Below are 13,705 nucleotides of genomic sequence, written 5' to 3'. Positions count from 1 at the left end.
GAGCCCGGGACAATCAGGCAAGAGCGAAAAGGCGAGGGGAAAAGTTCAGGCCGACCAGATGAGAGAGTTCTGGTGGCGGTCAGGGCAGCAATCGCTGAAACCCTTGGTGGGCCGGGTGGGGTTCGAACCCACGACGTCCTTTCGGAGGCGGATTATGAGTCCGCTGCCTGCAACCAACACGGCGTCCGGCCCACGAAGCTACGAAGCGTAGCGACAAAACGAAACAACGATGACGTATCAACAAAAAAGCCCGGTCTACCCAAAGGCCGGGCTTTTCGACGACAGGCCGACATACTACACGAAAGCGGGTCGGCCTGGCCATCTTGCACATGACTTCTGTGCATTAAAACTAATCAAACTCAATTCCCTTCAAGGAACGACTTGAGCTTGTCCGAACGGCTCGGGTGGCGCAGCTTGCGCAGCGCCTTCGCTTCGATCTGGCGAATGCGTTCGCGCGTCACGTCGAACTGCTTGCCCACCTCTTCGAGCGTGTGATCGGTGCTCATTTCGATACCGAAGCGCATGCGCAGCACCTTCGCCTCGCGCGGCGTGAGCGAGTCGAGCACATCCTTCACGACATCGCGCATCGAGGCGTGCAGCGCGGCGTCGGCAGGCGCCACCGTGTTGTTGTCCTCGATGAAGTCGCCCAGATGCGAATCGTCGTCGTCGCCGATCGGCGTTTCCATGGAGATCGGCTCCTTCGCGATCTTCATGATCTTGCGGATCTTGTCCTCCGGCATTTCCATCTTCTCGGCGAGCGTTGCCGGATCCGGCTCGAGACCGGTTTCCTGCAGGATCTGCCGCGAAATGCGGTTCATCTTGTTGATCGTTTCGATCATGTGAACCGGAATGCGGATCGTGCGCGCCTGGTCCGCGATCGAGCGCGTGATGGCCTGACGGATCCACCACGTCGCGTAGGTCGAGAACTTGTAGCCGCGACGATATTCGAACTTGTCCACCGCCTTCATCAGGCCGATGTTGCCTTCCTGGATCAGGTCGAGGAACTGCAGGCCACGGTTCGTGTACTTCTTCGCAATCGAGATCACGAGACGCAGGTTCGCCTCGGTCATCTCGCGCTTCGCCTGGCGCGCCTTGAGTTCGCCGGCCGCCATCTGGCGGTTGGTTTCCTTCAGGTCCTTGAGCGGCAGCACCACGCGCGCCTGCAGATCGAGCAGGCGCTGCTGCTGTTCGCGAATGGCCGGAATGTTGCGCGAGAGGATGCCGCTATACGCATGGCTCTCGCCGACGATCTTCTCCGACCATTCGAGGTCGGTTTCATTGCCCGGGAAACGCGCGATGAACTCCGAGCGCGGCATGCCGCACTTGTCCACGACCGTGTGAAGAATCTGGCGTTCGACCTGGCGCACTTCGTCCACCTGCGCACGCAGCGTGTCGCACAGGCGCTCGACGGTACGCGCCGTGAAGCGGATCGACATCAGCTCGTTCTGGATGGTTTCCTGCGCCTTGAGGTAAGACTTCGACTTGTAGCCTTCCTTCTCGAACGCGCGGCGCATCTTGTCGAACCACTCGCTGATGAGCGCGAACTTTTCGAGCGAGGCACGCTTGAGCGCTTCGAGCTGCGCCGCGTTGGCCGTCGCCTGCGCCGCGCCGTCGTCCTCTTCCTCCTCCTCTTCTTCTTCCTCTTCGGCCTCTTCCTCTTCGTCCTCGTTTTCGATCTCTTCCGCTTCCTTGGCGTTGAAGCCGTCGGTGTCTTCGGCGTTCGGATCGATCAGGCCGTCGACGAGCTCGTCCACGCGAATCTCGTCGTTCGCCACGCGTTCGGCCATGGCGAGGATGTCGGCAATGGTGGTCGGGCAGGCGGAGATCGCCATGACCATGTGCTTGAGGCCGTCTTCAATGCGCTTGGCGATTTCGATTTCGCCCTCGCGCGTGAGGAGCTCGACCGTGCCCATTTCGCGCATGTACATGCGCACCGGGTCGGTCGTGCGGCCAAATTCGGAGTCGACGGTGGAGAGCGCGACTTCCGCTTCCTCTTCCACTTCGTCGTCCGAGGAAGCGTTGGGCGCGTTGTCGTTGAGCAGCAGCGTTTCGGCGTCGGGCGCCTGCTCGTAGACGGCCACGCCCATGTCGTTGAACGTGCTGATGATGCCTTCGATCGCCTCGGTTTCCGTGAAGTTGTCCGGAAGGTGATCGTTGATTTCCGCATAGGTGAGGAAGCCGCGCTCCTTGCCGAGCTTGATGAGCGCACGCAGCTTCGTGCGGCGCTCCTCGAGCTCCTCGACGGTGCCGGGCTGCGACGACGCAAATGCGTCTTTCAGCAGCGCCTTTTCCTTCGCTCGCCGGTCGCGCGCACGGGTGGTCTTTTCGACCTTGCCCGCGGCGGGGGTGCTGTCGTCGCTCTGGTTTGCGTCGTCATCGACGGGTACTTCATTCAGCTTTTTCGTCATGGAGTTCGCCGTACCGGCTAGTGTCTCGACTCGCGGCTGCTGGACAACAGCCTCTTGAACCGTGGATGCTTGAGCCTCGCGCTCTGCCGCATCGTCCTCGACGGCAGGCACTTCCCTTGCACTTCTCGAACCGGACCGCTTCGTTGCCGGCTGCGTAGCGGCTTTCGCCGCACGGACAGGCGCTGCTCGCGCAGCCGAAACAGTCATCGACCTCTTCCGGGTAGCCGGTTCAGAACGGTTGGTGGACTCACTGCCCGACGACCGGGCGGAAGAACTGGCAACTGTGGCCTCTGTGATCTTGCTGGTCGGCTCCGTCGAGCCCTTGCCTGTTGCCTTTTTTCCGCCTGTAGTCTTTGCCATTGCCATTCCGCCCCTTGCTGGAAAACTGGACATTCACGGATTACCCCAACCCATTATGCCCACCCGGAAAAAACAAAAACAAACCGCTGAAAACCTGTTATTTTAGCACGCAGGGCAATAATCCCCCTGTGCGGTCCTTCCCTTACAAACCGAGCTGACGTTTCATGTCAGCCCGCGTCTGATTCAGTGACATCAATTCGGCAAGTTCCTCAGGCGTATGTCGCGACTGCCGCGAAAGCGCGTCCAGGCGATCGCAACAGGCGTCGTACCGCATTTTCAGGATTGCCGCCGTCAATTCTTCGCTCACGAGCCGCTCCTGCTCGCGGCGCTCCTCTACTGCAGCGCCATCTTCCGGATTTTTCATCAGCAAATCCCGAACGTTTTCATCATAGTCCAGAATTTCGCGAAAAATCTCCTCGAAGGTTGGAGCATTGGCCCCATTTCTCAGCAGGTCCGAAAGGAGCTGAAATTCCGCCGAGTCGCCCAGCGCCCGCGCGTGAGTAGTCACTTCCTCGAACAGCTCGCCGTGGCGCGTCAGTCCAATCAGCGCTTTTTCGGCCTCTTCCTCCAGTTGCAGCACGATGCGCGGGTGCATCACGAGGTTGCGCAGCGCCTTGCGCTCGATACCGGTCACGAGGTGCCGGTCCTTGCGTGCGGGCGCCTGGCGCGCCGCCTGGGCAATGCGCGCGTCGACTTCGCACAGCGCGGCCACTTCCTCGAACGGCACGTCCAGGCGGTCCGCGAACATGTGCATGATCTGCGCCCGCAGGGCGTTCGCCGGCAGTTGCTGCAGCAGCGGCTTTGCGTCGAACAGCGCCCGGGCGCGCCCTTCCGGCTGGTCCAGTTCCTTGTCCGCCAGCACCTCGTTGAGCATGAACTGGGACAGCGGCATGGCCCGCTCGACCTGCTCCGAGAACGCTTCGGCGCCGAATTCGCGCACATAGCTGTCCGGGTCGTGCTCCTGGGGCAGGAACAGGAAGCGGATCGTGCGGTTATCGGCCGCGTGCGGCAGGCACGCGTCGAGCGCACGGCGCGCGGCGCGGCGGCCCGCCGAGTCGCCGTCGAAGCTGAAGATCACCGTGTCGGTCTGACGCATGAGCTTCTGCACGTGGATCGGCGTGCACGCGGTGCCGAGCGTCGCCACGGCGTTCTGGAAACCCAGCTGCGCGAGCGCGACGACATCCATATACCCCTCGACCACCAGAACATAGCGCTGTTCCCGGATCGCGAGGCGCGCCTCGAACAACCCGTACAGTTCGCTGCCCTTGTTAAATAGCGGCGTTTCCGGGGAATTCAAATACTTCGGCTCGCCGCCGTCCAGCACGCGGCCGCCAAAGCCGATGACCTGACCCTTCACGTTGCGGATCGGGAACATCACGCGGTCGCGGAAGCGGTCGTAGCGGCGCGCCTGGCCTTGCGCGTCCTGCTTTTCGCTGACGATCACGAGGCCCGCCTCGACCAGCGCGTCGTCGCGATAATTGGTAAACGCAGATTCGAGGTTCTGCCATCCATCGGGCGCGTAGCCCAGGCCGAAGCGCGCGGCGATTTCGCCCGTGAGGCCGCGCTTCTTGAGGTACTGGATGGCGTTGGTCGCGCTGCGCAACTGCTTGCGGTAGTAGTCGCAGGCGGTCTGCATGACGTCGGAGAGCGCAGTGGTGACGGCCTTCGAGGCAGCCGGCGCATAGCCGCCGCCAGCACCAGCCCCACCACCGGCACGCATGGGCGAAGGCTCTTGCGGCACGGTCAGGCCGACCGACTGGGCGAGTTGCTCGACGGCTTCAGGGAAAGTCAGCCCGGCGTGCTCCATGAGGAAGCCGATGGCGGTGCCGTGCGCGCCACAGCCGAAGCAGTGATAGAACTGCTTGGTTGGACTAACCGTGAACGAAGGGCTCTTCTCGTTGTGGAACGGACACAAGCCCATGAAGTTCGCGCCGCCCTTCTTGAGCTGCACGTAGCGACCCACCACGTCGACGATATCGACGCGGTTCAGCAGGTCTTGCAGGAACGAATGCGGAATCATCGAAGCGAGCGCGCTTGGGCAGCCGGGGCTCGCGCGGCCCTATACGTGACATACGCGTGACAGACGCGTGACGTACGGGCCTCGCGGCGTCGCCCTGGGCCGGGCCGGTGCCGCGTGCGAGCCGGGTGCGCTTACTTCGAGAGCGCGGCTTTGACGAGCCCGGAAACGGCCGTCATGTCGGCGCGCCCGGCCAGCTTCGGCTTGAGCACGCCCATCACCTTGCCCATGTCCTGCGGGCCGGCTGCGCCCACCTGGGCGACGGCGGCCTGCACTTCGGCGGCGATCTCGGCGTCCGAGAGCTGCGCGGGCATGTAGGCGGTCAGGACGGTCAGCTCGGCGGCCTCCTTCTCGACGAGATCGGTGCGGCCCGCGGCCTCGAACTGGCTGATCGAGTCCTTGCGCTGCTTGATCATCTTGTCGATGACGGCCGTGATGCCGGCGTCGTCGAGCGTCACGCGATCGTCGACTTCACGTTGCTTGATAGCGGCGAGCAGCAGACGAATCGTGGCGAGGCGTTCGCTTTCGCGCGCACGCATCGCGGTTTTCATGTCGTCGTTGATCTGGTCTTTGAGACTCATCACTCACCTGAAATACGTTGGGGTTGCTGGAATGCAAAAACCCGCCTGGAAACGCTTCCAGGCGGGTTGGCGCAAATTCGACATGGTTGCGACCACACCAGAGGACAGCGGCGGCCGCGTTGCGCGATGAAACCAGAGGCCGCGGACCGGCTGTCCACGTCGCCGTGACATTGATGCGAGGCCCACACTCGAACTGCGCGGCCACGCGTCACGGCTACGCCGGAATCAGTACAGCTTCTTCGGCAACATCTGGCTGCGCAGACGCTTGAAGTGGCGCTTGACCGCCGCCGCCTTCTTGCGCTTGCGTTCAGCCGTGGGCTTCTCGTAGAACTCGCGCGCGCGAAGCTCGGTCAGGAGACCGTTCTTCTCGATCGTGCGCTTGAAGCGGCGCATGGCAACTTCAAAGGGTTCGTTTTCTTTTACGCGGATGGTCGTCATTTTCCAATAACGGATCGGGGGTAAAGAAGATTGAGTATAGCAGTTCCGGATTTGGGCATCGCGTGCCGGTTTGGGGGGAAACCCCAATTCCGGCAACCGCACCGACCGCCCGCAGAGCCTTCCCCGGCGGGGCTGCGCAGCATCAGGCAGCGCCCGGCCCGACCAGCAGCAACGGCACATGCGTGATCTCGATGGCACGCTGGGCGACGCTGCCGAGCAGCCAGCGCGCGACACCCCGCCGGCCCTGCGTGCCGAGCGCGACGAGATCGGCCTGCCAGTCCCGCGCGTCGCGCAACACGGTGTGGGCAACGTCGTCGCGCATGCGCCCGGTGGCCACGAGCGCCGTTTCATAGGCGCGGCCTGACACGTCGAGCTGCGTGTGTGCGCTGGCCAGCGCCTTGCGCCCCAGGTCGGCGAGCGCATCTTCCAGCACCGAACCGGGCACCGGGTCGCCGGCCACGCTGCTGCGATCGACGACATAAACCGCGCGCAACGTGGCTTGCGGCTCGGCCAACCGCAACGCCGCGTCGATCGCCTGCGCCGAGGCCGGGCTGCCGTCCGTCGCCAGCAGAATACGGGCGAGCGGCGCGTGACCGTTCGTTTCTTCGTACTCCACGGGCACGACCAGCAGCGGGCAAGGCGCGCAAACCGCGAGCGCGCCCGAAACCGATCCGTCGACCCAGCGCTTCATGCGCCCCTGGTGCCGCGTGCCGACCACCAGCATGTCGGCCTGCCAGTCGCGCGCCGCGTTGAGCGCGCCCGTCATCCACGCATCGCCCGCGGTGTAAGCGCCGCCCGCATTCCACGCATCCGGCTGTTCGGCCGCGCAGACGATACGCACCTGGGCGTCGCGCGGCACCACGCGCGACGCGAAACGCAGTGCCTGCGTCGATGCCTTCGAATCGTCCACGGCAATCATGATTCGCCGCAGGGGCCCGCGCATTTGCACGCTGTGCTGCTGTTCCTCTCGATTCACGTTTCGTTCCTTTTCCTCGTGGGTCAGGCATTCAAGCGTGAACCTCGGACGCCGAGCCAACAATGACAGGGGTCAACCGCGAGAGATTCGGCACGGCGTATCGGTCAGAAAATCAGCCAGCGCCCAGCGAATATTCGGCGGCGGCTTCCCCGGCCGCGACGCCCGAGGCCCAGGCCCACTGGAAGTTGTAGCCGCCGAGCCAGCCCGTCACGTCCACGGCTTCGCCTATGAAATAGAGGCCCGGCACGCGCTGGCTCATCATCGTCGCCGACGAGAGCTCGCGCGTGTCCACGCCGCCGCGCGTGACTTCGGCCTTCTTGTAGCCTTCGGTGCCCGTGGGGGTGAGCGTCCACTGGGCAAGCCCTTCGCCGATCTTGCGCAGCGTTTTATCGGGCAGATCGGCGATCCGCGCGTCGGCCTTCACCTGATGCGCCTCCAGCCACACGTGTGCGAGGCGTGCCGGCACCCACTCGGCGAGCAGGTTGCCGATCTGGCGTTTCGTCGCGCCCTTGGCTTCGATCAGCGCCGCCCCCGGATCGTGCTCGGGCAGCAGGTTCACGCGGATCGGCTGGCCCGGCTGCCAGAAGCTCGAAATCTGCAGGACGCCGGGACCGGAAAGGCCGCGATGCGTGAAGAGCAGGTCCTCGTCGAACGCGCCGCCGGTCTTGCGCTCGCCCGTCGCCACGTGGACTTCGAGCGAAACGCCCGCGAGCGGCACATAGGGCGCCCACTCGTCCTGCGCGAACGTGAGCGGCACGAGCGCGGGGCGCGTGTCGATGAGCTTGTGGCCGAACTGCTTCGCGATGCGATACGCGAAGTCGGTCGCGCCGATCTTTGGGATCGACAGGCCGCCCGTCGCGATCACCAGCGCTTTCGCGCGGATCTCGCCCTGTGGCGTGCCGAGCGTGAAGCCCGCGCCGTCGGCGTGGCTCACCGCTTCCACCGGCAGCGGCCGGCGCCACGCCACCTGGCCCGCGTCGCACTCGGCGCGCAGGACGTCGATGATCGCCTCGCTCGACTGGTCGCAGAAAAGCTGGCCCTTGTGCTTTTCGTGCCAGGTCACGCGATGCTGGCGCAGCAGCGCGAGGAAGTCGCGCGGCGTGTAGCGCGCCAGCGCCGACCGGCAGAAATGCGGGTTGTGAGAGAGATAGTTGGCCGGGCTCGCCTGCAGGTTCGTGAAGTTGCAGCGCCCCCCACCCGAGATGCGGATTTTTTCCGCGAGGCGCGGCGCGTGGTCGATCAGCGCCACGCGGCGGCCCTGCTGGCCCGCCACCGCCGCGCACATCATGCCGGCCGCCCCTGCGCCGATCACGGCGATGTCGAAAGATTCCATGGCGCGCATTCTACCTGCGCGGCGGCGGGGCTTGTCCGCGGGGAGCGCCGCTTGCCGCCCTCAACCGGCTACGACGCACGCTGCTATACTTTTATGTTCTGTTAATTCTTGATTTAGCGACGGTTTTTGGCGGCTCGTGCCGCGCAATCCCGTTGCCCTGCCCCACATCATGCTCGTTCTCGGCATCGAAAGCTCCTGCGACGAAACCGGCCTCGCGCTCTACGACAGCGAGCGCGGCCTGCTCGCGCACGCGCTGCACTCGCAGATCGCCATGCACCGCGAGTACGGCGGCGTCGTGCCGGAGCTGGCCTCGCGCGACCATATCCGCCGCGCGCTGCCGCTGCTCGAAGAAGTGCTCGCGAAGAGCGGCGCGGCGAAAAGCGACATCGACGCCATCGCCTTCACGCAAGGCCCCGGCCTCGCCGGCGCGCTGCTCGTGGGCGCGAGCATCGCCAATGCGCTCGCCATGGCCTGGAACCGGCCGACCGTGGGGATTCACCACCTCGAAGGGCACCTGCTTTCGCCGCTGCTGGTCGATGCGCCGCCGCCGTTTCCGTTCGTCGCGCTGCTCGTGTCGGGCGGCCATACGCAACTGATGCGCGTGACCGACGTGGGCGTCTACGAAACCCTCGGCGAGACGCTCGACGACGCCGCCGGCGAAGCCTTCGACAAAACGGCCAAGCTGCTCGGCCTCGGCTATCCGGGCGGCCCGGAAGTCTCGCGCCTCGCCGAGTTCGGCACGCCGGGCGCGGTCGAACTGCCGCGTCCGATGCTGCATTCGGGCGATCTCGACTTCAGCTTCAGCGGCCTCAAAACGGCTGTGCTCACGCAAGTGAAGAAACTCGGCACGAACATCTGCGAGCAGGGCAAGGCCGACATCGCGCGCGGTTTCGTCGATGCAGCCGTCGAGGTGCTGGCCGCGAAATCGCTCGCCGCGCTCAAGCGCACGAAGATGAAGCGCCTCGTGGTGGCGGGCGGCGTGGGCGCGAACAAGCAGTTGCGCGAGACGCTTTCGGCGGCGGCGCAAAAGCGCGGCTTCGAAGTGCATTACCCGGACCTGTCGCTGTGCACCGACAACGGCGCGATGATCGCGCTCGCGGGCGCGCTGCGCCTCGCGCGCTGGCCCGAGCAGGCCACGCGCGACTACGCGTTCACGGTGAAGCCGCGCTGGGATCTGACCTCGCTCGCGCAGCAGTAAGCCGTTTGCCGCCGCAGAAGCAAAAAAGCCGCCCAAGGGCGGCTTTTTTGTTGACGACGCAACCTGTGCGGCCCGCTTTACGCGGCGCGCTTGTCGTGCTCGATCACGGCGTAGGCGCTGTGATTGTGGATCGACTCGAAGTTTTCGGCTTCGAGCGTATAGGCGATCACGCGCGCATCGGCGTTCAGTCGCACGGCGACATCGCGCACGAGGTCTTCGACGAACTTGGGGTTCTCATACGCGCGCTCGGTCACGAACTTCTCGTCCGGACGCTTGAGCAGGCCCCACAGCTCGCACGACGCCTCTTGTTCGGCGATGCGAACGAGGTCTTCCACCGGCAGATCGCCTTCGAACTCGACGTTCATCGTCACGTGCGAGCGCTGGTTGTGCGCGCCGTATTGCGAGATCTTCTTCGAGCACGGGCACAGGCTCGTCACGGGCACGAGCACCTTGAGGAACAGGCGCGTCTGCCCGTTGCGCACGTCGCCCGTGAGCGTCACTTCGTAGTCCAGCAGACTTTCCACGCCCGACACCGGCGCCACTTTCTTCACGAAGTACGGGAACGTCACTTCGATACGGCCCGCCTGCGATTCGAGCTTCGCGAGCATCGCGGCCAGCATCGCGCGGAACGTGGCGGGTTCGAGCGGCGCCTTGTTCTCTTCGAGCAGCGCGACGAAGCGCGACATGTGCGTGCCCTTCTGGTCGGCCGGCAGATGAACGTCGAGATTCCACGTGCCGACGCTCGGCTGGACGTCGCCCGCGGCCGTCTTCACCGTGAGCGGATGGCGCACGGCCTTCACGCCGACGCGCTGGATCACGATCTGACGGGTATCGACGGAGCTTTGGACGTCCGGCATCACGAAGGCCGGGTTCATCTGATTCATGTTCTTATCCTCAAGCCGCGCCATAGGCGGCGCGCAAATAACAAACGCCGGCATGAGCCGGCGTTTGCTGGCGGAAAGCCGGGTAGGAAACCCGCCCGCCAGTTCAAATGTGAATTGGGCTGCCGCGAGGGCGACGCACCAATCAAACTATCGCGATCTCAATCGACCTCAGGCAACGCGCATCACCGACTTGCCGGACACTGCCTTGTCGAGAAAGCGCTCGCGAATCGACTTCGCGATGCCTGCTGCGTCGAGCCCACAGCCCGCCAGCAGCTTCGCCGGGTCGCCATGGTCGATGAAGCGGTCGGGGAGGCCCAATTGTAGTACGGGCTTGATAACCCCACTTTCAAGGAGGGCTTCCACGCAGGCCGAACCGGCGCCGCCCATGATGCAGCCTTCCTCGACGGTCACGAGATAGTCGTGCGTTTCGGCGAGCTGCTTCACGAGGTCCGCGTCGAGCGGCTTCACGAAGCGCATGTTCGCCACGGTGGCGTCCAGTTCCTCGGCGGCCTTGAGCGACGGCGCAACCATCGTGCCGAACGCGAGGATCGCGATGCGGCTGCCTGCCGGCGCGTTGCTCTCGCGGCGGACTTCGCCCTTGCCCACCGGCAGCGCGGCCATCTGCTTGACGGTCGCCACGCCCGTGCCCGCACCGCGCGGGTAGCGCACGGCCGTCGGGCAGTCTTGCTGGAGCGCCGTGTAGAGCATCTGGCGGCACTCGTTTTCGTCCGACGCCGCCATGACCATCATGTTCGGGATGCAGCGCATGAACGCGAGGTCGTACGCGCCCGCGTGCGTCGCGCCGTCCGCGCCGACGAGGCCCGCGCGGTCGATCGCGAACACGACCGGCAGGTTCTGCAGCGCCACGTCGTGAATCAGCTGGTCATACGCGCGCTGCAGGAAGGTCGAGTAGATCGCGACCACGGGCTTCAGGCCCTCGGCTGCGAGACCGCCCGCGAACGTCACGGCGTGCTGCTCGGCGATGCCGACGTCGTAGTAGCGGTCCGGGAAGCGCTTTTCGAACTCCACGAGGCCCGAGCCTTCGCGCATGGCCGGCGTGATGCCGATCACGCGCTGGTCGAGTTCGGCCGCGTCGCACAGCCACTCGCCGAACACTTGCGTGTAGGTCTTCTTGGCGGGCGTTGTCGACGGCTTGATGCCTTCGGCCGGGTTGAACTTGCCGGGACCGTGGTACAGGACCGGGTCGGCTTCGGCGAGCTTGTAGCCCTGGCCTTTCTTCGTCACGACGTGCAGGAATTGCGGGCCGCGCAGTTCCTTGATGTTCTGCAGCGTCGGGATCAGCGAATCCAGATCGTGGCCGTCGATCGGCCCGATGTAGTTGAAGCCGAATTCCTCGAACAGCGTAGCCGGCACGATCATGCCCTTCGCGTGCTCTTCGAGCTTGCGCGCGAGGTCGAGCACCGGCGGCGCATGGCGCAGCACGCGCTCCACGCCCGCGCGTGCGGCGGCGTAGAAGCGGCCCGACATGAGGCGCGCGAGATGGCGATTGAGCGCGCCCACCGGCGGCGAAATCGACATGTCGTTGTCGTTGAGGATGACGAGCAGCGGCACGTCGTCTTCCACGCCGCCGTTGTTCAGTGCCTCGAAGGCCATGCCGGCCGTCATCGCGCCGTCGCCGATCACGGCGATGCCCATGGCGTTGTCGCCCTTGAGCTTGCTCGCGACAGCCATGCCGAGCGCCGCCGAAATCGACGTGCTCGAGTGCGCGGTGCCGAACGTGTCGTACGGCGACTCGTCGCGTTTCGGGAAGCCCGAAATGCCGCCGAGCTGGCGCAGCGTCGACATCTGGTCGCGGCGGCCCGTCAGGATCTTGTGCGGATAGGTCTGATGGCCCACGTCCCAGACGATGCGGTCGCGCGGCGTGTCGAACACGTAGTGCAGCGCGATCGTCAGTTCGACCGTACCGAGGTTGGACGACAGGTGGCCGCCCGTCTGCGAGACGCTTTCGAGAACGAAGGCACGCAGTTCGTCGGCAAGCGGTTGCAACTGGCGGCGATCAAGGCGGCGCAAATCCGCCGGGTCGTCAATGGTTTTCAGCAAGTCGTACATCGTCGTTCCATTGTAGGAAAACTGGCGCTCCCGCACTTTTTCTGCGCATTACTTCCGTTTCATGCGCGTGGGCGGGTTGCGCGGTCAGCTCACCCGGTTCACCACCAGGTCAGCGAGTTCGGCGAGGCGCTGAGCGCGCGCGCCGAACGGTTCGAGCGCCGCGTGCGCGTCGGCGCGCAACTGCTGCGCGAGCGCACGCGATGCATCAAGACCGATAATCGACACGTAGGTCGGCTTGCCGTCCTTCGCGTCCTTGCCCGCGGTCTTGCCGAGCGTTGCGGAGTCGGCGGTGACGTCGAGAATGTCGTCCACCACCTGAAAAGCGAGACCCACGGCCGCCGCGTATTTGTCGAGCGCGGCAAGGCTTTGCGCCGAAGGCGTCTCGCCCGCCAGCGCGCCCATGCGGACCGCGGCGCGCAGAAGCGCGCCGGTCTTCAGGCGGTGCATCGTTTCGAGTTGCTCGCGGGTGAGCGAATGGCCCACGCTCGCGAGGTCGATGGCCTGGCCGCCGGCCATGCCGATCGAGCCGCTGGCCAGCGCGAGTTCGCGCACGAGCGATGCCTGGTGCTGGGCACCGAGCACTTCCGAGGTCAGCGTGACGAAGGCTTGCGACTGCAGCGCATCGCCCACCAGCAGCGCCGTCGGTTCGTCATATTTGACGTGTACGGTGGGTTTGCCGCGACGCATGTCGTCGTCGTCCATGCACGGCATGTCGTCGTGCACGAGCGAGTAGACGTGGATCATTTCGAGCGCGCAGGCCGCCGCGTCGAGCGCTTCCGGCGTGGCGTTCGTGAGTTCGCCCGCCGCGTGGCACAGGAGCGGACGCACCCGCTTGCCGCCGCCCATCACGGCATAACGCATGGCGTCATGCAGCGGCGCCGGCAGCACGTCGGCAGCCGGCAAATAGTGATCGAGCGCGCTTTCGACCCGGTCGAGTACCTGCCGGGTCCATTGGTCAAATGTCATAGATCGTCGTCTCCGCCCGCTGCGGAGTCTGTCGTATTGAGGGGCACGGGCCGCAGCGTCTCGCCGTCGAGCACGCGCACCTGTTGTTCAACCTTTTCGAGCTGCTGCTGGCAAAAGCGCACGAGCGCCGCGCCACGGCGGTAGGCTGCAAGCGATTCTTCCAGGCTCAGGCTGCCGCCTTCCATGCGTGCAACGAGCCCGTCGAGCTCCGCCAGCGCCGCCTCGTAGCTCTCGGGCAGGGCTTCGCCCTCGGCCAGCCCGGCTGCGCTTTCGCCCGCGCCAGCGCGGTCTTTCGATGCGGATTTCGCCATGAGTCGTCGCCAGAATGAAACAAGGCGGACATTCTACGGCAAAAGGTCCCTTTCGACCCGCTCCCCGGCTTGTGTACCCTCTCGACCACACGCTCGGGGCCAGTACAAATCGGTTCCAGAAGGCCCGATTACCCGTGCCTTTGTCTCATATTTCCTGAATTCC

The 13,705-nt window shown here is 65.0% G+C and carries 12 protein-coding genes and 1 tRNA gene; 2 read left to right on the top strand and 11 right to left on the bottom strand.

The window, feature by feature from the left end; translation table 11 throughout:
- Positions 1-104 precede the first annotated feature (104 nt).
- A tRNA-Ile gene (locus tag AB4Y35_RS02930) sits at positions 105-192 on the bottom strand.
- 167 nt (positions 193-359) lie between these two features.
- Positions 360-2,615: an RNA polymerase sigma factor RpoD gene (gene rpoD, locus AB4Y35_RS02925; RefSeq protein ID WP_368703255.1), complete on the bottom strand. Its 2,256-nt coding sequence runs from the start codon at positions 2,613-2,615 to the stop codon at positions 360-362.
- Between the two features lie 34 nt (positions 2,616-2,649).
- On the opposite strand from rpoD, the gene AB4Y35_RS02920 reads away from it, so the two are divergent.
- Complete coding sequence (locus AB4Y35_RS02920; protein ID WP_368703254.1) at positions 2,650-2,874, top strand: hypothetical protein; 225 nt, start codon at positions 2,650-2,652, stop codon at positions 2,872-2,874.
- A 36-nt stretch (positions 2,875-2,910) separates the two neighbouring features.
- Here AB4Y35_RS02920 and dnaG read toward each other — a convergent pair whose 3' ends face one another.
- From dnaG to AB4Y35_RS02895, 5 genes are all read right to left on the bottom strand, one after another.
- A complete protein-coding gene (gene dnaG, locus AB4Y35_RS02915; RefSeq protein WP_368703253.1) occupies positions 2,911-4,788 on the bottom strand; it encodes a DNA primase in 1,878 nt (625 codons plus the stop codon).
- A gap of 131 nt (positions 4,789-4,919) precedes the next feature.
- Positions 4,920-5,366 (bottom strand): GatB/YqeY domain-containing protein, encoded by a 447-nt coding sequence (locus tag AB4Y35_RS02910; RefSeq protein ID WP_322030263.1) that lies wholly within the window; start codon positions 5,364-5,366, stop codon positions 4,920-4,922.
- Positions 5,367-5,591: 225 nt separating this feature from the next.
- Entirely contained in the window at positions 5,592-5,804 is a 213-nt protein-coding gene (gene rpsU, locus AB4Y35_RS02905; RefSeq protein ID WP_013434742.1) for a 30S ribosomal protein S21, read from the bottom strand.
- Between the two features lie 142 nt (positions 5,805-5,946).
- Positions 5,947-6,780, bottom strand: a complete 834-nt coding sequence (locus AB4Y35_RS02900; protein WP_368703252.1) for a universal stress protein — start codon at positions 6,778-6,780, stop codon at positions 5,947-5,949.
- A 112-nt stretch (positions 6,781-6,892) separates the two neighbouring features.
- Positions 6,893-8,113, bottom strand: coding sequence for an NAD(P)/FAD-dependent oxidoreductase (locus AB4Y35_RS02895; protein ID WP_342918593.1), 1,221 nt, complete (start codon positions 8,111-8,113; stop codon positions 6,893-6,895).
- 169 nt (positions 8,114-8,282) lie between these two features.
- Here AB4Y35_RS02895 and tsaD point away from each other — a divergent pair, with 169 nt between their 5' ends.
- Entirely contained in the window at positions 8,283-9,311 is a 1,029-nt protein-coding gene (gene tsaD, locus AB4Y35_RS02890; protein WP_110386183.1) for a tRNA (adenosine(37)-N6)-threonylcarbamoyltransferase complex transferase subunit TsaD, read from the top strand.
- 77 nt (positions 9,312-9,388) lie between these two features.
- Here tsaD and folE2 read toward each other — a convergent pair whose 3' ends face one another.
- The 4 genes from folE2 to AB4Y35_RS02870 form a co-directional block, all read right to left on the bottom strand.
- Positions 9,389-10,195, bottom strand: a complete 807-nt coding sequence (gene folE2 / locus AB4Y35_RS02885; protein WP_368688101.1) for a GTP cyclohydrolase FolE2 — start codon at positions 10,193-10,195, stop codon at positions 9,389-9,391.
- Between the two features lie 168 nt (positions 10,196-10,363).
- The gene (gene dxs, locus AB4Y35_RS02880) at positions 10,364-12,265 is read right to left on the bottom strand and encodes a 1-deoxy-D-xylulose-5-phosphate synthase (protein ID WP_368703251.1); all 1,902 of its coding nucleotides are present in this window, start codon (positions 12,263-12,265) and stop codon (positions 10,364-10,366) included.
- A gap of 84 nt (positions 12,266-12,349) precedes the next feature.
- Positions 12,350-13,231, bottom strand: a complete 882-nt coding sequence (locus AB4Y35_RS02875) for a farnesyl diphosphate synthase (protein ID WP_342918589.1) — start codon at positions 13,229-13,231, stop codon at positions 12,350-12,352.
- Complete coding sequence (locus AB4Y35_RS02870; protein WP_368688099.1) at positions 13,228-13,542, bottom strand: exodeoxyribonuclease VII small subunit; 315 nt, start codon at positions 13,540-13,542, stop codon at positions 13,228-13,230. Before AB4Y35_RS02870 ends, AB4Y35_RS02875 begins: the two co-directional genes overlap by 4 nt.
- Between the last annotated feature and the right edge of the window lie 163 nt (positions 13,543-13,705).

This window comes from Paraburkholderia sp. EG286A (genome assembly GCF_040965375.1).
GTDB lineage: Bacteria > Pseudomonadota > Gammaproteobacteria > Burkholderiales > Burkholderiaceae > Paraburkholderia.
This window is presented reverse-complemented; position numbering and strand designations above follow the sequence as displayed.